Source organism: Parageobacillus thermantarcticus (genome assembly GCF_900111865.1).
Classification (GTDB): Bacteria; Bacillota; Bacilli; order Bacillales; family Anoxybacillaceae; genus Parageobacillus; species Parageobacillus thermantarcticus.
Genome location: NZ_FOJS01000018.1, coordinates 23450 through 49716, shown reverse-complemented (window position 1 = coordinate 49716; position 26267 = coordinate 23450). Strand labels below are relative to the sequence as shown.

At 44.7% G+C, this 26267-nt stretch carries 39 protein-coding genes; all 39 read right to left on the bottom strand.

The genetic code is table 11. From position 1 onward, the window contains the following. Positions 1 to 6: 6 nt before the first annotated feature. The 39 genes from BM278_RS10300 to rpoC all read right to left on the bottom strand — a co-directional run bounded on the left by BM278_RS10300 (position 7) and on the right by rpoC (position 26218). A complete protein-coding gene (locus BM278_RS10300; protein ID WP_167359619.1) occupies positions 7 to 804 on the bottom strand; it encodes an energy-coupling factor transporter transmembrane component T family protein in 798 nt (265 codons plus the stop codon). After that, positions 794 to 1669 carry an energy-coupling factor ABC transporter ATP-binding protein gene (locus BM278_RS10295; RefSeq protein ID WP_090949479.1) on the bottom strand — a complete coding sequence of 292 codons (876 nt, stop codon included), beginning with the start codon at positions 1667 to 1669 and terminating at the stop codon, positions 794 to 796. The genes BM278_RS10300 and BM278_RS10295 overlap by 11 nt, the downstream gene beginning before the upstream one ends. Continuing rightward, entirely contained in the window at positions 1645 to 2484 is an 840-nt protein-coding gene (locus tag BM278_RS10290) for an energy-coupling factor ABC transporter ATP-binding protein (protein WP_090949477.1), read from the bottom strand. Before BM278_RS10290 ends, BM278_RS10295 begins: the two co-directional genes overlap by 25 nt. A 122-nt stretch (positions 2485 to 2606) precedes the next feature. Next, positions 2607 to 2969 carry a 50S ribosomal protein L17 gene (gene rplQ / locus BM278_RS10285; RefSeq protein WP_012748904.1) on the bottom strand — a complete coding sequence of 121 codons (363 nt, stop codon included), beginning with the start codon at positions 2967 to 2969 and terminating at the stop codon, positions 2607 to 2609. Between the two features lie 102 nt (positions 2970 to 3071). Beyond that, entirely contained in the window at positions 3072 to 4016 is a 945-nt protein-coding gene (locus BM278_RS10280) for a DNA-directed RNA polymerase subunit alpha (protein ID WP_003247622.1), read from the bottom strand. 177 nt (positions 4017 to 4193) lie between these two features. Continuing rightward, complete coding sequence (gene rpsK / locus BM278_RS10275) at positions 4194 to 4583, bottom strand: 30S ribosomal protein S11 (protein ID WP_003247621.1); 390 nt, start codon at positions 4581 to 4583, stop codon at positions 4194 to 4196. 25 nt (positions 4584 to 4608) lie between these two features. Then, entirely contained in the window at positions 4609 to 4974 is a 366-nt protein-coding gene (gene rpsM / locus BM278_RS10270) for a 30S ribosomal protein S13 (protein ID WP_090949475.1), read from the bottom strand. 22 nt (positions 4975 to 4996) lie between these two features. Continuing rightward, positions 4997 to 5110: a 50S ribosomal protein L36 gene (rpmJ, locus tag BM278_RS10265; protein WP_064550534.1), complete on the bottom strand. Its 114-nt coding sequence runs from the start codon at positions 5108 to 5110 to the stop codon at positions 4997 to 4999. 34 nt (positions 5111 to 5144) lie between these two features. After that, a complete protein-coding gene (gene infA, locus BM278_RS10260; protein ID WP_003247618.1) occupies positions 5145 to 5363 on the bottom strand; it encodes a translation initiation factor IF-1 in 219 nt (72 codons plus the stop codon). A gap of 91 nt (positions 5364 to 5454) precedes the next feature. After that, positions 5455 to 6201 carry a type I methionyl aminopeptidase gene (gene map, locus BM278_RS10255; protein ID WP_090949473.1) on the bottom strand — a complete coding sequence of 249 codons (747 nt, stop codon included), beginning with the start codon at positions 6199 to 6201 and terminating at the stop codon, positions 5455 to 5457. Further along, the gene (locus tag BM278_RS10250) at positions 6201 to 6851 is read right to left on the bottom strand and encodes an adenylate kinase (RefSeq protein ID WP_090949471.1); all 651 of its coding nucleotides are present in this window, start codon (positions 6849 to 6851) and stop codon (positions 6201 to 6203) included. The genes map and BM278_RS10250 overlap by 1 nt, the downstream gene beginning before the upstream one ends. A gap of 52 nt (positions 6852 to 6903) precedes the next feature. Further along, entirely contained in the window at positions 6904 to 8196 is a 1293-nt protein-coding gene (gene secY / locus BM278_RS10245; protein ID WP_090949469.1) for a preprotein translocase subunit SecY, read from the bottom strand. After that, a complete protein-coding gene (rplO, locus tag BM278_RS10240; protein WP_003247610.1) occupies positions 8196 to 8636 on the bottom strand; it encodes a 50S ribosomal protein L15 in 441 nt (146 codons plus the stop codon). The genes secY and rplO overlap by 1 nt, the downstream gene beginning before the upstream one ends. Positions 8637 to 8658: 22 nt before the next feature. Further along, positions 8659 to 8847 carry a 50S ribosomal protein L30 gene (rpmD, locus tag BM278_RS10235; RefSeq protein WP_064550538.1) on the bottom strand — a complete coding sequence of 63 codons (189 nt, stop codon included), beginning with the start codon at positions 8845 to 8847 and terminating at the stop codon, positions 8659 to 8661. 13 nt (positions 8848 to 8860) lie between these two features. Continuing rightward, positions 8861 to 9361: a 30S ribosomal protein S5 gene (gene rpsE / locus BM278_RS10230; protein WP_003247606.1), complete on the bottom strand. Its 501-nt coding sequence runs from the start codon at positions 9359 to 9361 to the stop codon at positions 8861 to 8863. Positions 9362 to 9380: 19 nt separating this feature from the next. Next, a complete protein-coding gene (rplR, locus tag BM278_RS10225) occupies positions 9381 to 9743 on the bottom strand; it encodes a 50S ribosomal protein L18 (RefSeq protein ID WP_090949468.1) in 363 nt (120 codons plus the stop codon). 32 nt (positions 9744 to 9775) lie between these two features. Then, a complete protein-coding gene (rplF, locus tag BM278_RS10220; protein WP_064550540.1) occupies positions 9776 to 10312 on the bottom strand; it encodes a 50S ribosomal protein L6 in 537 nt (178 codons plus the stop codon). 31 nt (positions 10313 to 10343) lie between these two features. Next, on the bottom strand, positions 10344 to 10742 hold the full coding sequence (gene rpsH, locus BM278_RS10215) for a 30S ribosomal protein S8 (protein WP_003247601.1): 399 nt from the start codon (positions 10740 to 10742) through the stop codon (positions 10344 to 10346). A gap of 32 nt (positions 10743 to 10774) precedes the next feature. Next, the gene (locus BM278_RS10210; RefSeq protein ID WP_090949466.1) at positions 10775 to 10960 is read right to left on the bottom strand and encodes a type Z 30S ribosomal protein S14; all 186 of its coding nucleotides are present in this window, start codon (positions 10958 to 10960) and stop codon (positions 10775 to 10777) included. 34 nt (positions 10961 to 10994) lie between these two features. Beyond that, positions 10995 to 11534, bottom strand: coding sequence for a 50S ribosomal protein L5 (gene rplE, locus BM278_RS10205; protein ID WP_064550541.1), 540 nt, complete (start codon positions 11532 to 11534; stop codon positions 10995 to 10997). 27 nt (positions 11535 to 11561) lie between these two features. Next, positions 11562 to 11873 carry a 50S ribosomal protein L24 gene (gene rplX, locus BM278_RS10200; protein ID WP_090949464.1) on the bottom strand — a complete coding sequence of 104 codons (312 nt, stop codon included), beginning with the start codon at positions 11871 to 11873 and terminating at the stop codon, positions 11562 to 11564. 37 nt (positions 11874 to 11910) lie between these two features. Beyond that, positions 11911 to 12279: a 50S ribosomal protein L14 gene (rplN, locus tag BM278_RS10195; RefSeq protein WP_008881934.1), complete on the bottom strand. Its 369-nt coding sequence runs from the start codon at positions 12277 to 12279 to the stop codon at positions 11911 to 11913. 47 nt (positions 12280 to 12326) lie between these two features. Next, on the bottom strand, positions 12327 to 12590 hold the full coding sequence (gene rpsQ / locus BM278_RS10190; protein ID WP_003247581.1) for a 30S ribosomal protein S17: 264 nt from the start codon (positions 12588 to 12590) through the stop codon (positions 12327 to 12329). A gap of 23 nt (positions 12591 to 12613) precedes the next feature. Continuing rightward, positions 12614 to 12820, bottom strand: coding sequence for a 50S ribosomal protein L29 (rpmC, locus tag BM278_RS10185; protein ID WP_090949462.1), 207 nt, complete (start codon positions 12818 to 12820; stop codon positions 12614 to 12616). Beyond that, positions 12810 to 13244 carry a 50S ribosomal protein L16 gene (gene rplP, locus BM278_RS10180; RefSeq protein WP_003247576.1) on the bottom strand — a complete coding sequence of 145 codons (435 nt, stop codon included), beginning with the start codon at positions 13242 to 13244 and terminating at the stop codon, positions 12810 to 12812. Before rplP ends, rpmC begins: the two co-directional genes overlap by 11 nt. A 2-nt stretch (positions 13245 to 13246) precedes the next feature. Further along, positions 13247 to 13903, bottom strand: coding sequence for a 30S ribosomal protein S3 (gene rpsC, locus BM278_RS10175; protein ID WP_003247574.1), 657 nt, complete (start codon positions 13901 to 13903; stop codon positions 13247 to 13249). Between the two features lie 3 nt (positions 13904 to 13906). After that, entirely contained in the window at positions 13907 to 14248 is a 342-nt protein-coding gene (gene rplV, locus BM278_RS10170; RefSeq protein WP_003247572.1) for a 50S ribosomal protein L22, read from the bottom strand. A gap of 18 nt (positions 14249 to 14266) precedes the next feature. Beyond that, on the bottom strand, positions 14267 to 14545 hold the full coding sequence (gene rpsS, locus BM278_RS10165; RefSeq protein WP_003247570.1) for a 30S ribosomal protein S19: 279 nt from the start codon (positions 14543 to 14545) through the stop codon (positions 14267 to 14269). A 57-nt stretch (positions 14546 to 14602) separates the two neighbouring features. After that, positions 14603 to 15433 carry a 50S ribosomal protein L2 gene (gene rplB, locus BM278_RS10160; RefSeq protein ID WP_003247566.1) on the bottom strand — a complete coding sequence of 277 codons (831 nt, stop codon included), beginning with the start codon at positions 15431 to 15433 and terminating at the stop codon, positions 14603 to 14605. Between the two features lie 27 nt (positions 15434 to 15460). Beyond that, a complete protein-coding gene (rplW, locus tag BM278_RS10155; RefSeq protein ID WP_090949459.1) occupies positions 15461 to 15748 on the bottom strand; it encodes a 50S ribosomal protein L23 in 288 nt (95 codons plus the stop codon). Continuing rightward, a complete protein-coding gene (rplD, locus tag BM278_RS10150; RefSeq protein ID WP_064550545.1) occupies positions 15748 to 16371 on the bottom strand; it encodes a 50S ribosomal protein L4 in 624 nt (207 codons plus the stop codon). Before rplD ends, rplW begins: the two co-directional genes overlap by 1 nt. Before the next feature lie 29 nt (positions 16372 to 16400). Next, a complete protein-coding gene (rplC, locus tag BM278_RS10145) occupies positions 16401 to 17036 on the bottom strand; it encodes a 50S ribosomal protein L3 (RefSeq protein ID WP_003247560.1) in 636 nt (211 codons plus the stop codon). Positions 17037 to 17056: 20 nt separating this feature from the next. Continuing rightward, positions 17057 to 17365, bottom strand: coding sequence for a 30S ribosomal protein S10 (gene rpsJ / locus BM278_RS10140; protein WP_003247558.1), 309 nt, complete (start codon positions 17363 to 17365; stop codon positions 17057 to 17059). A 288-nt stretch (positions 17366 to 17653) separates the two neighbouring features. Further along, the gene (tuf, locus tag BM278_RS10135; RefSeq protein ID WP_090949458.1) at positions 17654 to 18841 is read right to left on the bottom strand and encodes an elongation factor Tu; all 1188 of its coding nucleotides are present in this window, start codon (positions 18839 to 18841) and stop codon (positions 17654 to 17656) included. Between the two features lie 139 nt (positions 18842 to 18980). Further along, positions 18981 to 21059 carry an elongation factor G gene (fusA, locus tag BM278_RS10130; RefSeq protein WP_090949456.1) on the bottom strand — a complete coding sequence of 693 codons (2079 nt, stop codon included), beginning with the start codon at positions 21057 to 21059 and terminating at the stop codon, positions 18981 to 18983. A 143-nt stretch (positions 21060 to 21202) separates the two neighbouring features. Continuing rightward, positions 21203 to 21673 (bottom strand): 30S ribosomal protein S7, encoded by a 471-nt coding sequence (gene rpsG / locus BM278_RS10125; RefSeq protein WP_003247553.1) that lies wholly within the window; start codon positions 21671 to 21673, stop codon positions 21203 to 21205. 36 nt (positions 21674 to 21709) lie between these two features. Continuing rightward, a complete protein-coding gene (gene rpsL / locus BM278_RS10120; RefSeq protein WP_003247551.1) occupies positions 21710 to 22132 on the bottom strand; it encodes a 30S ribosomal protein S12 in 423 nt (140 codons plus the stop codon). Between the two features lie 103 nt (positions 22133 to 22235). Continuing rightward, positions 22236 to 22484, bottom strand: a complete 249-nt coding sequence (locus BM278_RS10115; RefSeq protein ID WP_090949454.1) for a 50S ribosomal protein L7ae-like protein — start codon at positions 22482 to 22484, stop codon at positions 22236 to 22238. 134 nt (positions 22485 to 22618) lie between these two features. Then, positions 22619 to 26218, bottom strand: coding sequence for a DNA-directed RNA polymerase subunit beta' (rpoC, locus tag BM278_RS10110; RefSeq protein ID WP_090949452.1), 3600 nt, complete (start codon positions 26216 to 26218; stop codon positions 22619 to 22621). Positions 26219 to 26267: the final 49 nt, after the last annotated feature.

Below are 26267 nucleotides of genomic sequence, written 5' to 3'. Positions count from 1 at the left end.
TCCCTGTTATGAACGTAGTGCAAACAAAACAACCGCTAATACTAATACCGCCGCTAAAAACGCGGTATCCGTCCATTTCCATACAAGCTGGCGAAATTTCGTTCTTCCTTCGCCGCCGCGATAACCGCGCGCTTCCATCGCTGTCGCCAATTCTTCGGCACGTTTAAACGAACTGATAAACAATGGAACGAGCAAGGAGACGATCGCCTTGATCCGCTCGGAAAACGGTCCCCCTGTAAAGTCGACGCCGCGAGCGGTTTGCGCCTTGATAATTTTTTCCGTCTCTTCCATTAACGTCGGAATAAAACGAAGGGAAATAGACATCATCAATGCCAGTTCGTGAACGGGAACATGGACTTTTTTCAACGGTCCAAGCAAACTTTCCACACCGTCCGTTACTTCAATCGGCGTCGTCGTCAACGTTAATAATGTCGTGATCATAATGAGCAGAAGAAAGCGAAGGGAAATAAAAACTCCTTGTTTGACACCGCCTTCATAAATGGAAAATGAGCCGATCTGGTACAGCACATCTCCTTCTTTTGTCATGAAGACATGCAATAAGAAAGTGATCGCGACAATCCATATAACCGGTTTTAACCCTTTTAACACAAAAGAAAGCGGGATGCGCGATAACACTACAAGACTAAACGTAAATACCGATAAAATGGCATAAGTGGCGCTGTTGTTCGCCAGAAAAACAATAAATACGTATATAAAGATGACAAGTAGCTTCGCACGCGGGTCCATGCGGTGAATGACGGAATCGCCGGGTACATATTTGCCGATAATCATGCTATTCATCATGAGCATTCACCTTGGAAAACAATTTTTGAATAGCGTCTACGGTTTCTTCGATCGTCAAACATGGAGACGGCACGGTAATCCCTAACTTTTTCTCCAATTCTTTTTTTAGACGCACTGTCTCCGGTACATTGAGCCCAATTTCCGCCAAAGCATCGCTATCTTGAAAAATTTGCTGTGGCGTTCCCGTTTTCCATACGGTCCCTTTATGCATGACGATCATATAATCGGCATACGCGGCAGCGTCTTCCATGCTATGGGTCACTAACACGGTCGTCAGCTGTTTTTCTTGATGAAGGCGGTAAAACATTTCCATAATTTCTTTGCGCCCGCGTGGGTCTAAGCCGGCCGTCGGTTCATCTAACACAATCACATCTGGTTCCATCGCAAGCACTCCGGCAATCGCAACGCGGCGCATTTGCCCGCCGCTTAAATCAAACGGCGACTTGGCTAACACATCTTCCGGAAGCCCGACTAGCTTCATCAGCTCCCTCGCCTTCTTTTTTGCTTCTTCCTCAGGAACGCCGAAATTCATTGGCCCGAAACATATATCTTTTTCCACCGTTTCCTCAAACAGTTGGTGTTCCGGAAATTGAAAGACAATGCCAACTTTTTTGCGGAGCGGTTTTAAGTCCCGTTGGCGTTTTTTATTTGTAATCGTTTGATTTCCTACCGTCACGGTTCCGCTCGTCGGCTGAAGCAACCCGTTTAGATGCTGCAGCAACGTTGATTTCCCTGAGCCAGTATGACCAATAACGGCCACATAAGAGCCGCTTTCAATCATGATGTCCACGTCGTATAACGCTCGGCGGGCAAACGGTGAGTTGGCATTATATACATGTTCTACCTTTTCAAATATAATGTCCATAATTCCTCCACCAACTCCTCTATCGTAACGTAGCTTGAAGATAGCGGGATGCCGCGCTGCTTTAGCCGGTCTCTTATTTTTACCGCAAACGGCAAATCTAAACCAATCCGTTCTAGCTTTGTTCCTAGCGCAAAAATTTGTTTCGGCGTTCCTTCTGCCATCATCTCTCCTTTATTCATGACAATAACGCGGTCGGCTTTGGCGACTTCCTCTAAATCATGGGTGATGGATAACACGGTGATCCGTTGTTTTTTGTTTAAATTACGAACCGTATCTAATACTTCCTGCCTTCCTTTTGGATCAAGCATCGATGTTGCCTCATCTAAAATGATGAGATCGGGCCGCAACGCAAGGATTCCTGCAATCGCAACGCGCTGTTTTTGACCTCCGGAAAGGTGATGTGGTTCATGATGCAAAAACTCTTCCATCTGCACTTGACGAAGCGCTTCATGCACTCTTTTTATCATTTCGTCGCGAGGAATTCCGTTGTTTTCGAGAGCAAAAGCGACGTCATCTTCCACCGTCGTTCCGACAAACTGGTTATCGGGATTTTGAAACACCATGCCAACGCGGCGGCGAATCTCCCAAACCGTCCGTTCATCGAGAACCGTGTGAAATAGTTTAATGACGCCGCTTTCCGGCCTTAACAACCCGATAAGCAACTTGGCGATCGTTGACTTTCCCGAACCGTTATGCCCGACAATCGCCAGCCATTCCCCGCGCTTCACTTGAAAGGTAACGTTTTGTACCGCGTAATCCGATTGATTTGGATAACGGAAAGATAGTTTTTCTACTGATAAAATGGTGTCTTCCATCCTTCTTCCCCTTGCCTCTAAACATTCTCATCTCTACTCTACTACAAAAAGGGAAAATAAAAAAAGGGCATAGATCCAGTTCAAAACAAACTGTCTCGCCCTTGTTAGTCAACCGAATCGTTTTACACTAATTCGATAATCACCATTGGCGCCCCATCGCCGCGACGAGGACCAAGTTTCATAATGCGAGTGTAGCCGCCTTGACGGTCTTGATAACGCGGCGCAATATCGCTAAATAACTTTTGCAGCGCGTCTTGACCTGTTTCGCTATTGGCTACTTCTTTGCGGATAAATGCAGCGGCTTGGCGGCGTGCGTGCAAATCACCGCGTTTGCCAAGCGTAATCATTTTTTCGACAACAGAGCGCAATTCTTTCGCGCGCGCCTCTGTTGTTTCAATACGCTCATTAATGATTAAATCTGTTGCTAAATCACGAAGCAATGCCTTGCGCTGAGCGCTTGTACGTCCTAATTTTCTATATGACATGAAAGTGTCCCTCCTTTTTAATATTTTTTCTGTTTTTATTAGAATCAGCAACGTTCATGTATGTGTCTAGTAACATGAAAATACTAGTTAAACAAACGTTAACTAGTCATCTTTGCGCAAACTGAGACCGAGTTCCGCAAGTTTTGCTTTCACTTCTTCAAGAGATTTGCGACCGAGGTTGCGCACTTTCATCATATCTTCTTCCGTTTTTTGCGTAAGTTCTTGAACGGTGTTAATACCAGCACGTTTTAAACAGTTGTAGGAACGGACAGAAAGATCAAGTTCTTCGATTGTCATTTCAAGCACTTTTTCTTTTTGATCTTCCTCTTTTTCTACCATGATTTCTGCATTTTGCGCTTCATCTGTCAGGCTGACGAAAATATTTAAGTGCTCGGTCAAAATCTTTGCGCCGAGAGCAATCGCTTCTTTCGGCCCAATGCTTCCATCTGTCCACACATCTATCGTTAACTTATCATAGTCTGTCACTTGACCGACACGCGTATTTTCCACTTGATAGGCAACGCGTGAAACAGGTGTGTAAATCGAATCGATAGGGATAACGCCTATTGGCTGATCTTCTCGTTTATTGGCCTCAGCTGGAACATACCCACGCCCTCGTTTTGCCGTCATTCGCATGCGTAAACGGCCGCCTTCTGCTAACGTAGCAATATGAAGGTCTGGGTTTAAAATTTCCACATCGCTGTCGTGAGTAATATCAGCAGCTGTCACAACTCCTTCGCCCTGTGCATCAATTTCCAGCGTTTTTTCTTCGTCAGAATAAATTTTCAACGCTAATTTTTTTATATTTAAAATGATCGCTGTCACATCTTCCACGACGCCATCAATTGTTGAGAACTCATGCAGCACGCCATCTATTTGAACCGATGTCACAGCAGCGCCAGGGAGTGAAGATAATAGGATACGACGCAAGGAGTTACCCAAAGTTGTTCCATATCCACGTTCAAGCGGTTCGACGACGAATTTGCCATATTTGGCATCTTCGCTGATTTCAACCGTTTCGATTCTCGGTTTTTCAATTTCAATCATTAGTTATTATACCCTCCTTCAAAACGTCGAAACCCCGACCAAACGATACACGCCTAATCGAAATTCCCCCATGAATAAGTTCCCAAATGTGCGAATGGCTAAGCAATGCTTCCCTGTACCTTAAATGATACTTATCATATTCCATTATTGACAAGAACACAAATTCTATACAGGGTATTACACACGACGACGTTTTGGCGGACGGCATCCATTGTGCGGGATAGGAGTTACGTCTTTAATCGCTGTAATTTCCAATCCAGCTGCTTGCAACGCGCGAATCGCTGCCTCACGACCAGCACCAGGGCCTTTTACGTTTACCTCTACCGTTTTCATTCCATGTTCCATAGACGCTTTCGCGGCCGCTTCTGCTGCCATTTGTGCTGCAAACGGCGTCGATTTACGAGAGCCTTTAAAACCTAATGCTCCAGCACTTGACCAAGCGATCGTGTTACCGTGAACGTCCGTAATCGTTACGATCGTATTGTTGAATGTGGAACGGATATGCGCGATACCAGTCTCAATATTTTTTCTTACACGGCGTTTGCGTGTATTTGTTTTACGTGCCATTCGTGGAATTACCTCCTTTGCTTAATTATTTTTTCTTGTTCGCTACTGTACGGCGTGGGCCTTTGCGTGTACGAGCATTGTTTTTCGTATTTTGACCGCGAACTGGCAAGCCGCGACGATGACGAAGACCACGATAGCATCCGATTTCGATTAAGCGTTTAATATTTAGCGATACTTCGCGGCGAAGATCTCCTTCCACTTTTAAGCGGCCGACGATCTCGCGAATTCTTCCTAATTCTTCTTCCGTCAAATCACGAACGCGCGTATCTTCGGAAACGCCAGCCTCCGCTAAGATTTTTTTCGCAGTAGATTTACCGATTCCATAGATATATGTTAGCGAAATGACTACACGTTTGTCACGAGGAATATCCACACCTGCAATACGTGCCATATACTATACACCTCCTTAAAGATTACCCTTGTCTTTGTTTATGTTTTGGATTTTCGCAAATTACCATAACTTTTCCGCGTCTGCGAATAACTTTACATTTTTCGCACATTGGCTTTACAGATGGTCTTACTTTCATGTCCTTTACCTCCTTATGAATGCGGAGTATTCGTTTATTTATAGCGATACGTGATTCGACCGCGAGTTAAATCGTACGGAGATAATTCTACCGTAACTTTATCTCCAGGTAAAATCCGAATGAAATGCATGCGAATTTTACCAGAAACGTGGGCCAATACCGTATGGCCGTTTTCTAATTCTACACGAAACATTGCATTTGGCAAAGTTTCGACAACGGTGCCTTCCACTTCAATTACATCGTCTTTAGCCATCGAGCGGCTCTCCCTCCTTCGAATGAGTAACATAGCGTTGGGCAAGTGACATTGCCAATTGTTACACGACCAGTATTCATCATGATTATATTTAGAGGGTTGTTAAAATTTCATAGCCGTTTTCTGTAATAGCGATCGTATGCTCAAAATGTGCACACATTTTTCCGTCTACCGTAACGACCGTCCAATTATCAGCAAGCGTTTTGACATAACGGCTTCCCGCATTGACCATCGGTTCAACGCATAGCGTCATTCCCGGTTTCAAACGCGGCCCTTTATTTGGCGGACCATAATGCGGTACTTGCGGATCTTCATGTAAGTTTTGACCAATTCCGTGTCCGACATACTCGCGAACGATCGAAAAATGATGGGATTCCACATATGTTTGTATCGCATGAGAAATATTGGTCAAACGGGCGCCTGGTTTTGCTTCCTCTAATCCGATATATAAAGATTTTTCCGTTACTTCAAGAAGTTTTTTCGTTTCTTCCGCAATCTCCCCAACAGGATACGTCCATGCGGAGTCGGCATGATAGCCGTTATATTTGGCGCCGACATCAATGCTAATAATATCGCCTTCCTTTAGCACCCGGTCACCGGGAATCCCGTGAACAAGTTCTTCGTTCACCGAAGTGCAAATGCTTCCAGGAAACCCGTTGTATCCTTTAAACGAAGGAATGGCGCCATGTTCCCGGATGACGGTTTCGGCGATCTGATCCAATTCTTTTGTCGTAATTCCCGGGCGAATATGCTTTTCTAGTTCTTGGCGAGTCAAAGCCACGATTCTTCCTGCCTCGCGCATGATTTCAATTTCACGCGGAGTTTTGCAAATAATCATTATTGTAAGCCTCCAAGAAGTTCGCGAATGTCCGCAAATACTTTGTCAATGTCCTGCTGTCCATTAATGTGGCGCAAATACCCTTTCTTTTCGTAAAATTCAAGCAATGGCTGCATTTGTTTTACGTTCACTTCAAGGCGATTGGCCACTGTTTCCTCGTTGTCATCCGCGCGCTGGTACAGCTCGCCGCCGCATTTGTCGCAAACGCCGGGCTGTGCTGGTGGATTAAACACGAGATGGTACGTCGCGCCACAGTTTTTGCAAATTCGTCTTCCCGTTAGACGTTCCATTAAAATATCTTTATCGACTTGAATATGAATGACATAGTCGATCGAACGGTTTAATTCGGCAAGAATGTTTTCCAGTGCTTCCGCTTGAGCAACCGTCCGCGGAAACCCGTCGAGCAAAAATCCTTTCCGGCAGTCATCTTTGCTTAAACGTTCGCGAACAATGCCGATCGTCACTTCATCCGGAACAAGATCGCCGCGGTCCATATACTCTTTTGCTTGCAAACCTAACGGCGTTCCTTCTTTAATGGCGGCGCGAAACATATCACCAGTCGAAATATGTGGAATCCCATATGTTTCAACGATTTTCTCCGCTTGAGTGCCTTTTCCAGCGCCAGGCAATCCCATTAATACTAAGTTCATCCTCGCTCCCCCTCAGCTCTATAGAGGTAAGGGGCAACTGCTCCTAACCCCTTTATTTAATAAATCCTTTGTAATGACGTTTCACAAGCTGACTTTCAAGCTGTTTCATTGTCTCAAGCGCAACACCGACAACAATGAGCAAACTTGTTCCACCGATTCGAGCGGAAGGCGGCAAATTAGCGAATTTCACAAAGAACACGGGAAGAATCGCAACAGCTGCTAAAAATAACGAACCGACAAACGTAAGCCGGTAAAGAATTTTTGTCACATATTCTTGCGTATTTTTTCCTGGACGTATTCCTGGGATGTAGCCACCTTGTTTTTTCAAATTGTCCGCCATCTGTTCTGGATTGACTTGGACAAAAGCGTAGAAATACGTAAACGCAATAATAAGCGCGACATAAATAACCATGCCAACTGGTTGTGTATAATCAAACGTTTTCCGAATCCACAATGTTACGTCATTCGAACCAAAAAACGATGCAATTGTCGGTGGAGCAATAATAAACGACACAGCAAAAATAACTGGAATCACTCCCGCCGGATTCACTTTTAGCGGCAAGTGAGTGGAGTGCCCGCCAACCGGGCTGCGTCCTTCAAGCCGTTTGGCGTATTGAATCGGAATTTTCCGGAACGCTTGTTGAATATAAATCACGCCAACGATAACGACAACCACCGCTACCGCGACAAGCAAAAGCGTAACAATGCGCAAGAACAAGTCTTCGCCGACGTTTTCAAACTGCTGTGCGTAAACTTGGTTTAACACGGCAGGGATACCGGAAACAATTCCGGCAAAAATAATGATGGAAATGCCGTTTCCGACACCTTTGGCGGTAATTTGCTCACCAAGCCACATTAAAAATGCGGTTCCTGCTGTTAACACCGTCGCAATCAATAAATATGTCGGTATGCCAGGATTTTTAATGAGCGCTCCTGACGCTAAGTTGTTAAAGCCGTATGACATTCCGAGCGCCTGAATAAACCCTAAAACGACCGTAAAATAGCGGGTAAACTGAGCTAATTTACGTCGTCCAACCTCGCCTTGCTTCGACCATTCCGTAAATTTAGGGACAACATCCATCTGCAAAAGCTGCACGATGATGGATGCTGTAATATAAGGCATGACGCCCATCGCAAAAATCGAGAAGTTTTGTAGCGCCCCGCCGCCGAATATGTTCAGAACGCCGAAAGCGTTCATTTGATCTTGCACTTTTAACACATCGGCGTTTACATTCGGCACCGGGATAAACGTACCAATGCGAAACACAATGAGCATAAGAAGAGTAAAGATGATTTTTTTCCTTATATCACCGACGCGCATAAAGTTGGAGATTGTCCGAAACATTAAATCACCTCAGTTTTACCGCCAGCAGCTTCAATTGCCTCTTTCGCCGATGAAGAGAATTTATGGGCTTTTACCGTTAATTTTTTCTCGATTTGGCCTTTCCCTAAAATTTTCACACCTGATTTCAATTTGCTGATTACACCAGTTTCGAGCAACAACTCAGGCGTTACTTCTGTTCCGTCCTCAAAACGGTTTAATTTTTCAAGGTTAACAATCGCATATTCTTTACGATTGATGTTGGTAAAGCCGCGTTTTGGAAGGCGACGGAATAAAGGAGTTTGGCCACCTTCAAAACCGAGGCGTACACCTCCGCCAGAACGAGCATTTTGACCTTTTTGACCTCTACCAGACGTTTTGCCTTTGCCAGAACCGATACCGCGACCGACGCGAGTGCGTTCTTTGCGGGAACCTGGCGCTGGTTGTAGTTCATGAAGTTTCATCGCGAAGCACCTCCTTATATGATTATTGTTCGATTTCTTGTACTTTTACAAGGTGAGCGACTTTGTTAATCATGCCGCGGATCGCAGGATTATCGTTATGAACGACTGTTTGGTGCAACTTGCGCAAACCCAGTGTTTTCACCGTAATTCGTTGGTCTTGCGGGCGACCGATGACGCTGCGAGTGAGGGTAATCGCCAATTTTTTCGCCATTGTATTTCCCTCCTTATCCTAACAGTTCCTCAACTGTTTTACCGCGCAATCTCGCTACATCTTCTGCACGTTTTAATTGTTTTAATCCGTCAACAGTAGCTCTCACCATGTTAATTGGCGTGTTCGAACCGATCGATTTGGAAAGAATATCGCTGATACCTGCTAACTCCAATACGGCGCGCGCCGGACCACCAGCGATAACCCCTGTACCTTCAGATGCAGGTTTTAAAATGATTTTTCCAGCGCCAAAATGGCCGATCACTTCGTGAGGAATCGTTGTGCCGACGATCGGTACTTCAATTAAATTTTTCTTCGCATCTTCAATCGCTTTGCGAATCGCGTCCGGAACTTCTTGCGCTTTTCCTGTTCCAAAACCGACATGACCATTTTTATCTCCGACAACGACTAATGCGGAGAAGCGTAAACGACGTCCACCTTTTACTACTTTCGCAACACGGTTAACAGATACCACGCGCTCTTCAAGCTCAAGTTTATTTGGATCGATACGACGCATCGTTGTCCCTCCTTTATAATTAGAATTCTAAACCAGCTTCACGAGCAGCATCAGCAAGCGCCTTTACACGACCATGATATAAATAGCCGCCGCGGTCAAAAACGACCTTTTTAATGCCTTTTGCTAATGCTCGTTTTGCTACTAGTTCACCGACTTTTTTTGCTGCTTCGATATTTCCCGTCGATTCTAAGTTGAATTCTTTATCTAACGTAGAAGCGCTGACAAGCGTTACTGCTTTCATGTCATCAATAATTTGCGCATAAATGTGTTTGTTGGAACGGAACACATTTAAGCGTGGACGTTCGGCAGTTCCGAATATTTTTTTGCGAACGCGCGCATGTCTTCTTTTGCGAACTGCGTTTCGGTCAATTTTTGTGATCATTTATGTCACTCCTTTCATCTCGCTAAGCTGCATTATTTACCAGTTTTACCTTCTTTAAGACGCACAACTTCACCTTCGTAGCGAATTCCTTTACCTTTATATGGCTCAGGTGGACGTACGGCGCGAATGTTCGCCGCAAGTTCGCCGACACGTTGTTTATCTGCGCCTTTTACGACGATTCTCGTTTGCGAAGGAACTTCAATTTCTAATCCTTGTTCCGGTTCAATTTCTACTGGATGTGAAAAACCGACGTTCAGTACAAGCTTTTTCCCTTGTTTTGCCGCACGGTAACCGACACCGACTAATTCAAGCGCTTTTTCGTATCCTTTCGATACGCCTTCCACCATGTTTGCAAGCAAGCTGCGAGTCGTACCATGAAGCGCTCGATGATGTTTTTCATCGCTTGGACGAGTAACCGTTATTACGTTATTTTCCACTTTGATTGTCATATCTGGATGAAAAGTGCGAGTTAATTCGCCTTTCGGTCCCTTTACTGTAACGGTATTGCCGTTGACCGTTACCGTTACGCCGGACGGAATTTCGATTGGCTTTTTACCAACACGTGACATGCACGAACACCTCCATTCTTAACGAAATGAATTACCAAACATATGCTAATACTTCGCCGCCAGTTCCTTTTTGACGCGCCTCTTTATCTGTTAAAATGCCTTGAGACGTAGAAAGGATCGCAATCCCTAAACCGTTCAATACACGAGGCACTTCATGTGCTTTGACATAAACGCGCAAGCCAGGTTTGCTGATGCGTTTTAAGCCAGTAATTACACGTTCATTGTTTGGACCGTATTTTAAGAAAATACGGAGAATGCCTTGTTTATTATCTTCAATGTATTCAACATCGCGAATGAATCCTTCGCGTTTTAAAATTTCCGCAATTTCCCGTTTAATTTTCGAAGCAGGCACTTCGAGTTTCTCGTGACGCACCATGTTCGCATTGCGGATACGAGTAAGCATATCTGCAATTGGATCTGTCATCACCATATGTTTTACCTCCTTCCCAACTCATGGGTTGATTACCAGCTTGCTTTTTTAATGCCTGGAAGTTGACCTTTATGCGCTAATTCACGGAAACAAATACGGCAAAGTTTAAATTTGCGATAAACCGAATGCGGACGACCGCAGCGTTCGCAACGGGTGTACGCTCTTACTTTAAACTTTGGCGTACGTTTTTGTTTCGCGATCATTGATTTTTTAGCCACGATTTCGCCTCCCTTGTTTTACGGATGGGATTCATTATTTTTGGAACGGCATGCCGAGCAATGCCAATAGTTCACGAGCTTCTTCGTCCGTTTTCGCCGTAGTAACAATCACGATATCCATTCCGCGTACTTTGTTTACTTTATCGTAATCAATTTCAGGGAAAATTAATTGTTCTTTAATGCCTAACGTATAGTTGCCGCGACCATCAAACGATTTTTTCGATACGCCGCGGAAATCGCGAACGCGTGGAAGCGATACAGAAATCAATTTATCTAAAAACTCGTACATGCGCTCACCGCGCAATGTTACTTTTGCGCCGATTGGCATTCCTGCGCGAAGGCGGAAACCAGCGATCGATTTTTTCGCGCGAGTCACAACCGGTTTTTGACCAGCGATTAACGTTAATTCTTCTACCGCGCTGTCAAGCGCTTTTGGATTTTGTACCGCATCACCAACACCCATGTTGATGACGATTTTTTCGATTTTTGGAACTTGCATGATCGATTTATAGTTAAACTTGCTCATTAAAGCAGGTGTCACTTCTTTTAAATACTTCTCTTTCAGGCGGTTCATAAGAGTACCTCCTTTCTGACATCACGATTATTTATCTAAAATCTCACCAGATCTTTTCGCGTAACGCACTTTTTTACCATCTACAAACTTGTATCCAATGCGAGTTGGAAGTCCTGTTTTTGGATCTAAAGGCATTACTTTTGATACGTGAATCGGTGCCTCTTTTGTGATAATGCCGCCTTGCGGATTTGCTTGAGATGGTTTCGCGTGTTTTTTAATGATATTGACACCTTCGACAATCACGCGGTTTTTCTTAGGAAACGCAGCAAGGATCACACCTTGTTTTCCTTTGTCTTTACCGGAGATTACTTGGACTTTATCACCTTTTTTTACATGCATCGCAGTTCGCACCTCCTTGAAAGGCTTTTTCCTTTCGTTAAATTACTTCTGGAGCTAAAGAGATGATTTTCATAAAGTCTTTGTCGCGCAATTCGCGTGCGACCGGTCCAAAAATACGTGTGCCGCGCGGGCTTTTATCGTCACGAATAATGACGCAAGCATTTTCGTCAAAGCGGATATAAGAGCCGTCAGAACGGCGAACGCCACGCTTTGTGCGGACAACGACCGCTTTCACCACTTGACCTTTTTTAACAACGCCACCTGGTGTCGCATCCTTGACCGTCGCAACGACAACATCGCCAATGTTTGCATAGCGGCGTCCAGAACCACCTAACACTTTAATGACAAGCACTTCGCGTGCCCCTGAATTATCAGCCACTTTTAAACGAGATTCTTGTTGAATCATTGACGAAACCTCCTTTCGGAATTATATCACGTCCGAACGTACATAGATTAAACGATCACTGCTTTTTCAACGATTTCGACTAAACGGAAACGCTTCGTTGCCGAAAGCGGACGAGTTTCCATAATTTTTACGATATCGCCGACTTTCGCAATGTTGTTTTCATCATGCGCTTTATATTTTTTCGAATATTTCACGCGTTTGCCGTAAAGCGGATGTTTTTTGTACGTTTCCACAAGAACGGTAATCGTTTTGTCCATTTTATCGGATACAACGCGGCCTACATACACTTTGCGTTGATTGCGCTCACTCATGTCGCAAACCTCCTCTCAAACGGTTATTTTTTTGCGTTCGCAGCGATTTCTCTTTCACGGATGATCGTTTTCATGCGCGCGATATCTTTACGCACTTGGCGGATGCGTGCTGTGTTTTCCAATTGCCCTGTTGCGAGTTGGAAGCGAAGGTTGAATAATTCTTCTTTTAACTCTTTAATTTTTTGTTCGATTTCGGCAGTGGTAAGTTCACGAATTTCTTTAGCTTTCATTTGCTTCACCACCACTTTCTTCGCGTTTTACAAACTTACATTTGATCGGAAGTTTGTGAGAAGCAAGACGCAATGCTTCACGTGCCACTTCCTCTGAAACACCGCCAACTTCAAACATGACTTTGCCTGGTTTGACAACCGCTACCCAACCTTCAGGAGCACCTTTACCGGAACCCATCCGCACTTCCAACGGTTTTGCTGTGTATGGTTTAGAAGGGAAAATTTTAATCCAAACTTTACCGCCACGTTTCATATAACGAGTCATCGCACGGCGGGCAGCCTCGATTTGACGGTTGGTAATCCAAGCGGATTCTAACGCTTGCAGTCCGTATTCACCGAAATGTACTTCCGTACCGCCTTTTGCGCGACCTTTCATGCGTCCGCGATGTTCACGACGATATTTTACGCGTTTTGGCATTAACATGATTATTTTCCTCCTTCCTCAGTTTTCTTTTTTTTCGGAAGGACCTCTCCACGATAAATCCATACTTTCACGCCGATTTTTCCGTATGTTGTATCCGCTTCTGCAGTTGCATAATCGATGTCTGCACGGAGCGTATGGAGTGGAACAGTTCCTTCGCTATAATGTTCAGAACGTGCGATATCGGCACCGCCGAGACGACCGGATACCATTGTTTTAATTCCTTTTGCCCCTGCGCGCATCGCCCGCTGAATCGCTTGTTTTTGCGCACGGCGGAAGGAAACGCGGTTTTCCAATTGGCGCGCAATGTTTTCCGCGACAAGTTTCGCGTCTAAATCCGGCTTTTTAATTTCAACGATATTGATGTGAACACGTTTGCCAGTTAATTGCGTTAACGCTTTGCGAAGCGCTTCTACTTCCGAACCGCCTTTTCCGATCACCATACCTGGTTTCGCCGTATGGATCGTAATGTTAACGCGGTTTGCTGCACGTTCAATTTCAATGCGAGATACTGCAGCATCTTGCAAGCGTTTATTAATGTACTCACGGATTTTTAGATCCTCATGTAAAAGGTCCGCATAATCTTTTTCAGCGTACCATCTAGAGTCCCAGTCACGAATAATGCCGATGCGGAGACCGATCGGATTCACCTTTTGACCCACTGATTATCCCTCCTTCTTTTCTGAAACAACGATGGTGATATGGCTTGTGCGTTTATTAATCGCGCTTGCACGTCCCATTGCGCGCGGGCGGAAACGTTTCAACGTTGGACCTTCGTCCACGTACGCTTTCGTAATCACTAAATTATTGACATCCATATCATAATTATGTTCAGCGTTTGCCACCGCGGATTTCAGCACTTTTTCAATGATTGGGGAAGCCGCTTTTGGCGTATGGCGGAGAATAGCAAACGCCTCACCAACTTCTTTTCCTCGAATTAAGTCAATCACTAAACGTGCTTTACGAGGAGCAATACGGACTGTTCTTGCAACAGCTTTAGCTTCCATGTGTTGAACCTCCTCTCATTAACGTTTTGTTTTCTTATCGTCGCCAGCGTGGCCTCGGAACGTACGCGTCGGTGCGAATTCGCCAAGTTTATGACCCACCATATCTTCCGTAATATAAACCGGCACGTGTTTGCGTCCATCGTATACGGCGATCGTGTGACCAACAAATTGCGGGAAAATTGTCGAACGACGAGACCATGTTTTAATCACTTGTTTTTGACCTGTTTCATTTAATTTTTCGATTTTTTTCATTAAATGTTCGTCACAGAACGGACCTTTTTTTAAGCTGCGACCCATAAATGAACCTCCCTTCGTGATTGTTCTACGGTTCTTAAGAACCGTAGTTCAACCCCGTTATTTTTTACGACGGCGGATAATGAATTTATCCGATTTGTTATTCTTTTTGCGTGTTTTAAAGCCAAGCGTCGGTTTACCCCAAGGAGTCATTGGCGATTTGCGTCCGATTGGTGCTTTACCTTCACCACCACCGTGCGGGTGATCGACAGGGTTCATAACCGAACCGCGAACTGTTGGACGAATACCTAGCCAACGAGCGCGACCTGCTTTACCGATGTTCACAAGTTCGTGCTGTTCATTGCCTACTTCGCCAACCGTTGCCCGGCAAGCACCTAAAATCATGCGCACTTCGCCGGATGCGAGGCGAACGATGACATATTTTCCTTCTTTCCCAAGCACTTGTGCAGATGTACCAGCAGCGCGAACTAATTGTCCGCCTTTTCCTGGTTTTAATTCAATATTATGCACAAGCGTACCGACTGGGATATTTTCAAGCGGCAACGCGTTGCCGACTTTAATGTCTGCATCTGGTCCAGACATGATTTCCATGCCTACTTTAAGGTTTTTCGGCGCAATAATATAACGTTTTTCACCGTCTGCATAGTGAATTAACGCAATGTTTGCAGAACGGTTTGGATCATACTCGATTGTAGCAACGCGACCTGGAATTCCATCTTTATCACGTTTAAAATCAATGATGCGATATAGGCGTTTATGACCGCCACCTTGGTGACGCACTGTAATTTTTCCTTGGTTGTTGCGGCCAGCTTTTTTCTTTAACGGCGCAAGCAATGATTTTTCTGGCTTATCCGTTGTAATTTCGGAGAAGTCAAGAACTGTCATACCACGGCGACCGTTTGAGGTCGGTTTGTATTTTTTAATTGCCATGTTGGTTTCCCTCCTTCGCTTTTAAACTTATACTTCGAACAGTTTGATTTCTTTGCTGTCTGGCGTTAACGTTACAATCGCTTTGCGGCGACGGTTCGTATAACCGCTGTAACGGCCAACGCGCTTGAATTTACCTTTATAGTTCATAATGTTGACTTTCGCTACTTTCACGCCAAAAATTTTCTCTACAGCATCTTTCACTTCTGTTTTATTCGCATTTACGTCGACTTCAAATGTATATTTTTTTTGTGAAATTAAGTTCATCGTGTTTTCCGTGATAATGGGCCGTTTAATAATATCGCGAGGATCTTTCATTATGCAAGCACCTCCTCTACTTTCTCCACGGCCGCTTTCGTGATTACAAGCTTGTCATGGTTTAACACATCAAGAACGTTAATGCCGTTCGCCGTAACCACGGTAACGCCAGGAATATTGCGTGCAGATAGCGCGACATTTTCGTTCGCAACATCCGTTACAATTAGCGCTTTGCGATCAACGGAAAGATTATTTAAGATTTTCACCATTTCTTTTGTTTTTGGTGCTTCTAATGTTAAATTGTCTAAAACAACAATGTTGTTTTCAAGAACTTTGGAAGATAACGCTGACTTAATGGCTAAACGGCGGACCTTTTTCGGCAATTTATAGCTGTAGCTGCGCGGAACCGGACCGAACACCGTACCACCGCCACGCCATTGTGGAGCGCGAATTGAACCTTGACGAGCGCGTCCTGTACCTTTTTGGCGCCATGGTTTGCGGCCGCCGCCACTTACTTCAGCACGATTTTTTGTTTTATGCGTTCCTTGACGCAAAGAAGCGCGTTGCATAATAACCGCTTCGAATAACACATATTTGTTTGGCTCAATACCAAAAACGGAATCGTTCAGTTCGATTTCTCCGATAGTTTCTCCGTTCTGGTTGTACAATGCTACTTTTGGCATTGGATAGTTCCTCCTTTCCTAGCAAAATGTTATTTTGCCTTCGCTTTCACTGCGCTTTTTACGATCACTAAACCTTTTCTTGGACCTGGCACGTTTCCTTTAATAAGAAGCAAGTTGCGTTCTGGGTCCACTTTCACAATTTTTAAGTTTTGAATCGTGACACGTTGGCCACCCATGCGACCTGGCAATTCTTTCGATTTAAACACGCGGTTTGGAGCAATCGCACCCATCGAACCAGGACGGCGATGATAGCGAGAACCGTGCGCCATTGGTCCACGTGATTGGCCATGACGTTTGATCGCGCCTTGGAATCCTTTCCCTTTTGAAATTCCAGTTACATCGACAATATCGCCTTCAGAAAAAATATCTACTTTGACTTCCTGACCAACTTCATATTCATCAATATTTGCGCCGCGAATTTCGCGGATGAAGCGCTTAGGTGCCGTATTCGCTTTAGCGGCGTGACCGATTTGCGGCTTGTTAGCGCGTTTTTCGCTTAAATCCTCAAAACCTAATTGAATCGCTTCGTAGCCGTCTTTTTCGATCGTTTTCTTTTGCAATACGACGTTTGGAGTTGCTTCAATGACGGTTACAGGAATTAAATCGCCGTTTTCCGCGAATACTTGCGTCATACCAATTTTTCTCCCTAAGATTCCTTTGGTCATTCGTCACACCTCCTGCTAAATTAAAGTTTAATTTCAATATCAACACCGGACGGTAAGTCAAGGCGCATTAATGAATCTACCGTTTGCGGAGTAGGATTCACGATATCGATCAAGCGTTTATGTGTGCGCATTTCGAATTGTTCACGAGAGTCTTTATACTTGTGAACAGCGCGCAAAATCGTATAAACAGTTCTTTCCGTCGGCAATGGGATCGGACCAGATACTTTTGCGCCGGAACGTTTCGCTGTTTCTACGATTTTTTCCGCAGATTGATCAAGAATTCGATGATCATAAGCTTTTAAACGAATACGAATTTTTTCTTTTGCCATTGTTTTCCCTCCTTCTTCGCCTATTTTGAAAATAGACATTCTCCATGGAAATTTCCTGCACACTCGCCATGGCAAAGCAACCGGGTGTGTCAGCAACCTTCCACTTCATCGCAGTCAAAGACCAACATTTGATATTATACAGATACACAAACGAGATTGCAAGCTATTTCTTCGCTTTTCTACGCACTTTCTAATTATACATAGCTAACTTTCGATTTTCAACTTGTCAAAAAAGGATACAAAAAAAGCAGGTTTGCAAACGCAAACCTGCTTGTCGCGCTGCCATCATTATTCAATGATTTCAGATACAGAACCAGCGCCAACTGTACGTCCGCCTTCACGGATCGAGAATTTTGTACCTTCTTCGATCGCGATCGGCGCGATTAATTCTACTGTCATTTCGACGTTGTCGCCAGGCATAACCATTTCAACGCCTTCAGGAAGCGTGATGATGCCTGTTACGTCTGTTGTACGGAAATAGAATTGTGGACGATAGTTAGAGAAGAATGGAGTATGACGTCCACCTTCTTCTTTCGTTAAAACGTAAACTTGCGCTCTAAATTTTGTGTGTGGTGTAATAGTTCCTGGTTTTGCAAGCACTTGACCGCGCTCTACTTCATCACGGGATACACCGCGAAGAAGCGCACCGATATTGTCACCAGCTTCTGCTTGGTCAAGAAGTTTGCGGAACATTTCTACACCAGTAACAGTTGTCGATTTTGGTTCGTCAGAAAGACCAACGATTTCTACAGCGTCGCCAACTTTTAGCGTACCGCGTTCTACACGGCCAGTTGCTACTGTACCGCGACCAGTGATCGAGAATACGTCTTCGATTGGCATCATGAACGGTTTGTCAATTTCGCGTTGCGGAGTTGGAATGTATTCGTCAACCGCATTCATCAATTCAATGATTTTTGCTTCCCATTCAGGATCGCCTTCAAGCGCTTTTAATGCAGAACCTTTGATAACAGGCACTTCATCGCCAGGGAAGTCATATTCAGATAGTAGATCGCGAACTTCCATTTCAACAAGTTCTAACAATTCTTCATCGTCAACCATGTCGCATTTATTCAAGAATACAACGATGTATGGCACACCTACTTGGCGAGAAAGAAGAATGTGCTCACGAGTTTGTGGCATTGGACCGTCAGCCGCAGACACAACAAGGATCGCGCCGTCCATTTGTGCTGCGCCTGTGATCATGTTTTTCACGTAGTCCGCGTGGCCAGGGCAGTCAACGTGAGCGTAGTGGCGTTTGTCCGTTTCATACTCAACGTGCGCAGTAGAGATTGTAATACCGCGTTCACGTTCTTCTGGAGCTGCGTCGATTTGGTCGTATGCTTTAGCTTGTGCTTTACCTTGTTTTGCAAGAACCGTTGTAATTGCAGCAGTTAACGTAGTTTTACCATGGTCAACGTGGCCGATAGTACCAATATTGACGTGTGGTTTCGTACGTTCGAATTTCTCTTTAGCCATTATAGTATCCTCCTTAAAATTAGAATATTAATTTTTAAATTAAATTTATGATTATAGAATGCCTGGGAGCAAATAGTGAGCATATTTGCTCCCAAGTCTTACATAAGTAATTTATAGCGGAACTATGCGCAAAAATCAATTATTCACCTTTATTTTTTTTGATGATTTCATCTGCAATGTTTTTCGGAACTTCTTCATAATGGTCAAATACCATCGTAAACGTTCCGCGACCTTGTGTGTTAGAACGTAGCGAAGTAGCGTATCCAAACATTTCCGCCAGCGGAACCATCGCGCGAACGACTTGCGCGTTACCGCGAGCTTCCATACCTTCTACGCGTCCTCGACGAGAAGTGATATCACCCATAATATCGCCAAGATATTCTTCAGGGATCACTACTTCGACTTTCATGATTGGCTCAAGCAACACAGGATCACATTTTGCAGCAGCATTTTTCAACGCTAAAGAAGCTGCGATTTTGAACGCCATTTCGCTGGAGTCGACATCATGGTATGAACCATCAAATAGTTTTGCTTTAATGTCGACAACTGGGTATCCAGCAAGAACGCCATTTTGCATCGCTTCTTCAAGACCCGCTTGGACTGCTGGAACATATTCTTTCGGAACGACTCCACCGACAATCGCGTTTTCGAATTCGAATCCTTTTCCGCGTTCGTTTGGCGAGAATTCGATCCAAACGTGACCGTATTGACCGCGACCACCAGATTGGCGGATAAATTTCCCTTCGACTTGCGCCGATTTACGGAATGTTTCGCGGTAAGCAACTTGTGGCGCGCCGACGTTTGCTTCCACTTTGAATTCACGGCGCATACGGTCAACGATGATGTCTAGGTGAAGCTCACCCATACCAGAAATGATCGTTTGGCCAGTTTCCGGATCTGTATGTGCGCGGAATGTCGGGTCTTCTTCTTGTAATTTTTGCAATGCTTGACCCATTTTATCTTGGTCCGCTTTTGATTTTGGCTCGATCGCCACCGAAATAACTGGTTCTGGGAACTGCATTGATTCTAGTATAACAAGGTTCTTTTCATCACATAGAGTATCGCCTGTTGTTGTATCTTTTAAACCTACAGCTGCCGCGATGTCACCAGCATATACTTTTGAAATTTCTTGACGGTGATTCGCATGCATTTGTAGGAGACGACCGATACGTTCGCGTTTACGTTTTGTCGAGTTCATGACATAAGAACCAGAATCAAGCGTACCAGAGTACACGCGGAAGAATGTTAATTTACCGACATAAGGGTCTGTCATAATCTTAAACGCTAATGCCGCGAATGGAGCGTCATCGCTTGATTCACGAACAACTTCTTCTTCCGTATCTGGAACGACCCCTTTAATTGGCGGGATATCCACAGGAGAAGGCAGATAGTCAACAACCCCGTCAAGCAACAATTGAACCCCTTTATTTTTAAACGCAGAACCGCAGAATACAGGGAAGAATTCCACGCTGATCGTCGCTCTGCGAATCGCCGCTTTCAACTCTTCTACTGTAATTTCTTCCCCTTCTAAATATTTCATCATCAGCTCTTCATCTAATTCTGCAACCGCTTCGATGAGTTTGTTATGATATTCTTCCGCCATGTCGCGGTAATCTTCCGGAATTTCAATACGTTCAATATTTTTACCAAGTTCATCGTGATAATGGTACGCGCACATTTCTACGAGATCAATAATGCCGGAGAATTGGTCTTCCGCACCAATCGGCAATTGCACAGGGTGCGCGTTTGCTTGCAGACGGTCATGAAGCGTTTTTACCGAATATAGAAAATCCGCGCCGATTTTATCCATTTTGTTGACGAATACGATACGTGGAACACCGTATGTAGTCGCTTGGCGCCAAACTGTTTCCGTTTGCGGTTCTACGCCGGATTGCGCATCAAGAACGGTAATCGCACCGTCAAGCACGCGGAGAGAACGTTCTACTTCCACCGTGAAGTCTACGTGCCCTGGCGTGTCAATGATGTTAATGCGATGACCTTTCCATTGTGCTGTTGTCGCCGCAGATGTAATCGTAATTCCGCGCTCTTGTTCTTGTTCCATCCAGTCCATTTGGGAAGCACCTTCATGAGTTTCCCCAATTTTATGAATACGACCAGTATAGAACAAGATGCGCTCGGTTGTCGTTGTCTTACCGGCGTCAATATGCGCCATAATACCAATGTTTCGAGTCTTTTCCAAGGAGAACTCTCTTGCCATGGTGGTTATTTTCTCCTTCCTTCAAATAAGTATCATGTGATAGTCGCTATACAAACGATAATACAGGAATATAGGTGAATTGGCGGCAAATTTCTCGACCGCCATCACCTATTTTCCACTGCTTATTGATATAAATCCGATGATTACCAGCGATAATGCGCAAACGCTTTGTTTGCTTCCGCCATTTTGTGTGTATCTTCGCGTTTTTTCACAGCCGCTCCAGTGTTATTGGCAGCATCCATAATTTCATTTGCAAGACGCTCTTCCATCGTTTTTTCGCCGCGGAGACGAGCATATTGCACTAACCAACGAAGGCCTAATGTCACGCGACGATCTGGGCGAACCTCAACAGGAACTTGGTAGTTCGCACCACCAACGCGGCGCGCGCGAACTTCAAGAACAGGCATCACGTTTTTCAACGCTTGTTCAAACACTTCCATTGGATCTTTACCCGTACGTTCGCGAATAATATCAAATGCCGTATAAAGAATTTTTTGCGCTTTTCCTTTTTTGCCGTCAATCATAATTTTATTGATAAGGCGAGTTACTAGTTTGGAATTGTAAATCGGATCTGGTAGTACGTCTCGTTTTGGAACTGGACCTCTACGTGGCATAGTTTTTCCTCCTTTCGGTAAAAAATCCTATTTCAATTATTTTTTCGATTCTTTCGGTTTTTTCGCGCCGTATTTCGAACGACCTTGCATGCGGTTCGCCACCCCTGCTGTATCTAGGGCACCACGAATAATGTGATAGCGTACCCCTGGCAAGTCTTTTACACGTCCACCGCGAATCAGCACAACGCTGTGTTCTTGCAAGTTATGGCCGATACCAGGAATATAAGCCGTCACTTCAATACCGTTCGTCAAACGAACACGCGCATATTTACGAAGCGCAGAGTTTGGCTTTTTCGGTGTCATCGTACCAACACGTGTACAAACACCGCGTTTTTGTGGAGAAGGAACGTTTGTTTGTACTTTTTTAAAGCTGTTGTACCCTTTATTCAATGCAGGAGATTTAGATTTTACCACTTTTTTCTCGCGACCTTTGCGAACTAATTGGTTGATTGTAGGCATTGTTAAATTTCCTCCTTTCACATACAAACTCAAGCCCACATATCCAGGCGGTTCATTATTTATGCAAAACAAAGTTTTTGCAGTAAAAACTACAAAAACACTTTTAACGAATGATCGCTACGGCAGCTGCTCCTACTTGGATTTTGCATGCTTTTCCAAGCTTTTTCATCGAATCTACTTTCGTAACTGGAACGTTTGCGCTTTTCGCCGCTTCCATCACCTTTTCAATGATCGCAGAGTCAGCATCTTCCGCGACAATGACTTCGAGCGCTTTTCCTTCCTTCAGTGCTCTTATCGTTTGTTTTGTTCCTACAACAATTTTTCCAGCCTGTAATACTTTTTCATAAGACATGTAACATATCCTCCAAAGTACCAGGTTTTCGGAACACCTTTTTTAGACTATCATTTTCATGAAATGTTGTCAACTTATTTTTAAAACAATTTGTTACCAGCAAAGGACGGATTCCCTTTGCTGGTAACAACGGATTACTTAGAAGTAACCGCGTCCTCATTTTCTTCTTTTTTCATTACTGGCTTTACTTTGCGGTAGCGAGCCATTCCAGTTCCCGCAGGAACAAGCTTACCGATAATGACGTTTTCTTTTAAGCCAAGCAATTCATCCCGTTTTCCTTTGATCGCCGCATCGGTTAAAACGCGCGTCGTTTCTTGGAAAGATGCAGCTGATAAGAACGAATCTGTCTCAAGCGATGCTTTTGTAATACCAAGCAATACCGGACGAGCCGTCGCCGGGCGTTTTCCTTCAAGAAGCGCTTTTTCGTTCACATCTGTAAACTGATGCACATCTAATAACGTGCCAGGCAAGACGTCTGTATCTCCCGCATCAATGATGCGTACTTTGCGAAGCATTTGTCGAACCATTACTTCAATATGTTTGTCGCTAATTTCTACCCCTTGCATTCTATACACTTTTTGTACTTCGCGCAATAAGTATTCTTGAACGGATGTAATATCCCTTACTTTTAATAATTGTTTCGGGTCAACTGACCCTTCTGTCAGTTCTTGACCACGCTCGACTTGCTGCCCTTCTTCTACTTTTAATCTTGCGTTGTAAGGGGCGATATAAGAACGTGTTTCCACTTCGCCTTTTACGACGATTTCGTATTGGTGATCGCGCGTTTCGCTAATCGAAGTGACGATTCCGTCAATTTCCGAAATCACCGCCTGCCCTTTCGGATTGCGCGCTTCAAACAGCTCTTGAACGCGCGGCAAACCTTGGGTAATGTCATCGCCGGCAACACCGCCTGTGTGGAACGTGCGCATCGTTAGCTGCGTACCCGGCTCGCCGATCGATTGCGCAGCAATAATGCCGACTGCTTCGCCGACTTCCACTTCCGCACCGGTTGCCAAATTGCGACCGTAACATTTTTTACATACGCCGTGTCGCGTATTGCATGTAAAGGCAGAGCGGATCCATACTTCTTTAATGCCTGCTTTAATGATCGCATTGGCAATGTCTTCTGTGATCATCTCGTCTTTGCGAACGAGTATTTCACCTGTTTCTGGGTGTCTCACTGTTTTTTGCGCGTAACGGCCGACAAGACGTTCTTCTAGTTTAACGATGACTTCCGTACCGTCCGTCAACTCTCTTGCAAGAATACCGCGGTCTGTGCCGCAATCTTCTTCGCGAACAATCACATCTTGTGCGACATCAACAAGACGTCTTGTGAGATAACCAGAGTCCGCTGTTTTCAACGCAGTATCGGCAAGCCCTTTGCGCGCCCCGTGTGTCGAAATAAAGTACTCCAATACAGTTAATCCTTCACGGAACGAGGATTTGATTGGCAATTCGATGATGCGTCCTGCCGGGTTCGCCATAAGACCGCGCATTCCGGCAAGCTGCGTAAAGTTCGAGGCGTTACCGCGGGCTCCAGAATCGCTCATCATAAAGATTGGGTTGCGTTTATCCAACGATTTCATCAATCTGTCTTGAATTTTGTCTTTCGCCGCGCTCCAAATCGAGATAACCCGTTCATAGCGCTCTTCGTCGGTAATTAAACCGCGGCGGAATTGTTTTAAAACTGTGTCGACTTTCGCTTGCGCTTCTTCAAGAATTTCTTGTTTTTCCGGAAGCACGACAATGTCGGCGACGCCAATCGTAATGCCGGCTTTCGTCGAATATTGGAATCCTAAATCTTTCATGCGGTCAAGCATCTTCGACGTTTCCGTAATTTTGAACCGCTTAAATACTTCAGCGATAATTTGTCCAAGCACTTTTTTCTTAAATGGCGGAACGAGTTCGCGCTTGCGAATTTCTTCTTTGACATTCGCGCCTTTATCAAGGAAATATTTATCTGGTGTCCGCCCTTCGATATTTTCCGTTGTCGGTTCGTTAATATACGGGAACGAGTTTGGCAAAATTTCATTGAAAATAAGTTTTCCAACTGTTGTAAGAAGCAGTTTATTATTCTGCTCTTCTGTAAACGTTTCATTTTTCAATGAGCCAGCATGAACAGCAATCCGCGAATGCAAATGGACATAACCGTTATGGTACGCGAGCAACGCTTCATCCGTATCTTTAAATACCATTCCTTCACCGATCGCACCTTCGCGTTCCATCGTTAAATAGTAGTTACCTAAAACCATGTCTTGCGAAGGAGTAACAACCGGTTTTCCGTCTTTCGGGTTCAAAATGTTTTGTGCTGCAAGCATGAGCAAGCGCGCTTCCGCCTGAGCTTCCGCCGAAAGCGGAACGTGCACCGCCATTTGGTCTCCGTCAAAGTCAGCGTTATATGCCGTACATACAAGCGGATGCAAACGAATGGCGCGACCTTCGACAAGCGTTGGCTCAAACGCTTGAATGCCCAATCGGTGAAGAGTTGGCGCGCGGTTGAGCAAGACAGGATGTTCTTTAATGACATCCTCTAATACGTCCCACACTTCCGGATGGACGCGTTCAATTTTTCGTTTCGCGCTTTTAATGTTGTGAGCTAGGCCACGTTCAACAAGTTCTTTCATCACAAATGGTTTAAAGAGCTCAAGCGCCATTTCTTTCGGCAAACCGCATTGATACATTTTCAAGTTCGGACCGACGACAATAACCGACCGGCCTGAATAATCCACACGCTTACCAAGCAAGTTCTGCCGGAAACGTCCTTGTTTTCCTTTTAACATATGAGACAGCGATTTTAACGGACGGTTTCCAGGACCCGTTACCGGACGACCGCGGCGACCGTTGTCAATGAGCGCATCGACCGCTTCTTGGAGCATCCGTTTTTCGTTTTGCACAATAATGCTTGGCGCACCGAGATCTAACAGCCGTTTTAACCGATTATTTCGGTTAATAACGCGGCGATATAAGTCGTTGAGGTCGGATGTCGCAAAACGTCCACCGTCTAATTGCACCATCGGCCGCAATTCAGGCGGGATGACTGGCAGCACGTCAAGCACCATCCAAGCAGGATCGTTCCCCGAATTGCGGAACGCTTCTAACACTTCCAACCGTTTAATAATGCGGGCACGCCGTTGCCCTTGCGCCGTTTTTAATTCTTCTTTTAGCGTTGCCACTTCTTTTTCTAAATCAATATCTTGCAGAAGCTTTTTAATGGCTTCAGCACCCATGGAAGCTTGGAATGATTGCCCGTATTTTTCGCGATACGCGCGATATTCTTTTTCGGAAAGCAGTTGTTTTTTCTCAAGCGGTGTATCGCCTGGGTCAGTCACAACATATGAAGCGAAATAAATGACTTCTTCCAACGCTCGCGGCGACATATCCAAAACAAGTCCCATGCGGCTTGGAATCCCTTTAAAATACCAAATATGTGAAACAGGAGCTGCTAGTTCAATATGTCCCATCCGTTCGCGACGGACTTTTGAGCGAGTCACTTCGACACCGCAACGATCACAGACAACACCTTTATAACGTACGCGCTTATATTTTCCACAATGACATTCCCAGTCTTTTGTTGGTCCGAAAATACGCTCGCAAAACAATCCGTCTTTTTCCGGTTTCAACGTACGATAGTTAATCGTTTCCGGTTTTTTTACTTCACCATATGACCAAGAACGAATTTTTTCCGGCGAAGCGAGTCCGATTTTCATGTATTCAAATTTATTTACATCTAGCAAGGGGTATACCTCCCTCTTTATCACTCGGTTTTGCCTCGATTGCTTTTGT

Bases quoted from the DNA above. Each gene is read 5' to 3' on its own strand.
- rpsQ (WP_003247581.1), bottom strand. From the start codon at position 12,590: ATGAGTGAGCGCAATCAACGCAAAGTGTATGTAGGCCGCGTTGTATCC.
- rpsS (WP_003247570.1), bottom strand. From the start codon at position 14,545: ATGGGTCGCAGCTTAAAAAAAGGTCCGTTCTGTGACGAACATTTAATG.
- BM278_RS10290 (WP_090949477.1), bottom strand. From the start codon at position 2,484: ATGGAAGACACCATTTTATCAGTAGAAAAACTATCTTTCCGTTATCCA.
- rplQ (WP_012748904.1), bottom strand. From the start codon at position 2,969: ATGTCATATAGAAAATTAGGACGTACAAGCGCTCAGCGCAAGGCATTG.
- rplF (WP_064550540.1), bottom strand. From the start codon at position 10,312: ATGTCACGTGTTGGTAAAAAGCCAATCGAAATTCCGTCCGGCGTAACG.
- rpsL (WP_003247551.1), bottom strand. From the start codon at position 22,132: ATGCCTACAATCAACCAATTAGTTCGCAAAGGTCGCGAGAAAAAAGTG.
- rplD (WP_064550545.1), bottom strand. From the start codon at position 16,371: ATGCCAAAAGTAGCATTGTACAACCAGAACGGAGAAACTATCGGAGAA.
- rplP (WP_003247576.1), bottom strand. From the start codon at position 13,244: ATGTTAATGCCAAAACGCGTAAAATATCGTCGTGAACATCGCGGACGC.
- rplN (WP_008881934.1), bottom strand. From the start codon at position 12,279: ATGATTCAACAAGAATCTCGTTTAAAAGTGGCTGATAATTCAGGGGCA.
- rplC (WP_003247560.1), bottom strand. From the start codon at position 17,036: ATGACCAAAGGAATCTTAGGGAGAAAAATTGGTATGACGCAAGTATTC.
- rplV (WP_003247572.1), bottom strand. From the start codon at position 14,248: ATGGAAGCTAAAGCTGTTGCAAGAACAGTCCGTATTGCTCCTCGTAAA.
- rpsJ (WP_003247558.1), bottom strand. From the start codon at position 17,365: ATGGCAAAAGAAAAAATTCGTATTCGTTTAAAAGCTTATGATCATCGA.
- rpsG (WP_003247553.1), bottom strand. From the start codon at position 21,673: ATGCCACGTAGAGGTCCAGTTCCAAAACGAGACGTACTACCAGATCCG.
- BM278_RS10300 (WP_167359619.1), bottom strand. From the start codon at position 804: ATGATGAATAGCATGATTATCGGCAAATATGTACCCGGCGATTCCGTC.
- BM278_RS10295 (WP_090949479.1), bottom strand. From the start codon at position 1,669: ATGGACATTATATTTGAAAAGGTAGAACATGTATATAATGCCAACTCA.
- rpmJ (WP_064550534.1), bottom strand. From the start codon at position 5,110: ATGAAAGTAAGACCATCTGTAAAGCCAATGTGCGAAAAATGTAAAGTT.
- rplX (WP_090949464.1), bottom strand. From the start codon at position 11,873: ATGCATGTAAAAAAAGGTGATAAAGTCCAAGTAATCTCCGGTAAAGAC.
- rpmC (WP_090949462.1), bottom strand. From the start codon at position 12,820: ATGAAAGCTAAAGAAATTCGTGAACTTACCACTGCCGAAATCGAACAA.
- rpsM (WP_090949475.1), bottom strand. From the start codon at position 4,974: ATGGCACGTATTGCAGGTGTGGATATTCCTCGTGACAAACGTGTAGTC.
- rplO (WP_003247610.1), bottom strand. From the start codon at position 8,636: ATGAAACTTCATGAACTACAACCAGCGCCAGGTTCCCGCAAAGAACGC.
- map (WP_090949473.1), bottom strand. From the start codon at position 6,201: ATGATTATTTGCAAAACTCCGCGTGAAATTGAAATCATGCGCGAGGCA.
- fusA (WP_090949456.1), bottom strand. From the start codon at position 21,059: ATGGCAAGAGAGTTCTCCTTGGAAAAGACTCGAAACATTGGTATTATG.
- rpsE (WP_003247606.1), bottom strand. From the start codon at position 9,361: ATGCGTCGTATCGATCCAAATAAACTTGAGCTTGAAGAGCGCGTGGTA.
- rplB (WP_003247566.1), bottom strand. From the start codon at position 15,433: ATGGCAATTAAAAAATACAAACCGACCTCAAACGGTCGCCGTGGTATG.
- rpmD (WP_064550538.1), bottom strand. From the start codon at position 8,847: ATGGCGAAAAAATTGGCGATTACCCTCACTCGCAGCGTCATCGGTCGC.
- rplE (WP_064550541.1), bottom strand. From the start codon at position 11,534: ATGAACCGCCTGAAAGAGAAGTATTTAAAAGAAGTGACACCTGCTTTA.
- tuf (WP_090949458.1), bottom strand. From the start codon at position 18,841: ATGGCTAAAGAGAAATTCGAACGTACGAAACCACACGTCAATATTGGT.
- BM278_RS10280 (WP_003247622.1), bottom strand. From the start codon at position 4,016: ATGATTGAAATTGAAAAACCGAGAATCGAAACGGTTGAAATCAGCGAA.
- BM278_RS10250 (WP_090949471.1), bottom strand. From the start codon at position 6,851: ATGAACTTAGTATTAATGGGATTGCCTGGCGCTGGAAAAGGCACTCAA.
- rplR (WP_090949468.1), bottom strand. From the start codon at position 9,743: ATGATCACAAAAATTGACCGAAACGCAGTTCGCAAAAGAAGACATGCG.
- rplW (WP_090949459.1), bottom strand. From the start codon at position 15,748: ATGAAAGATCCTCGCGATATTATTAAACGGCCCATTATCACGGAAAAC.
- rpsH (WP_003247601.1), bottom strand. From the start codon at position 10,742: ATGGTGATGACAGATCCAATTGCAGATATGCTTACTCGTATCCGCAAT.
- secY (WP_090949469.1), bottom strand. From the start codon at position 8,196: ATGTTTCGGACAATCTCCAACTTTATGCGCGTCGGTGATATAAGGAAA.
- infA (WP_003247618.1), bottom strand. From the start codon at position 5,363: ATGGCTAAAGACGATGTAATTGAAGTGGAAGGCACCGTTGTCGAAACT.
- BM278_RS10115 (WP_090949454.1), bottom strand. From the start codon at position 22,484: ATGTCTTATGAAAAAGTATTACAGGCTGGAAAAATTGTTGTAGGAACA.
- rpsK (WP_003247621.1), bottom strand. From the start codon at position 4,583: ATGGCACGTAAAACAAATACACGCAAACGCCGTGTAAGAAAAAATATT.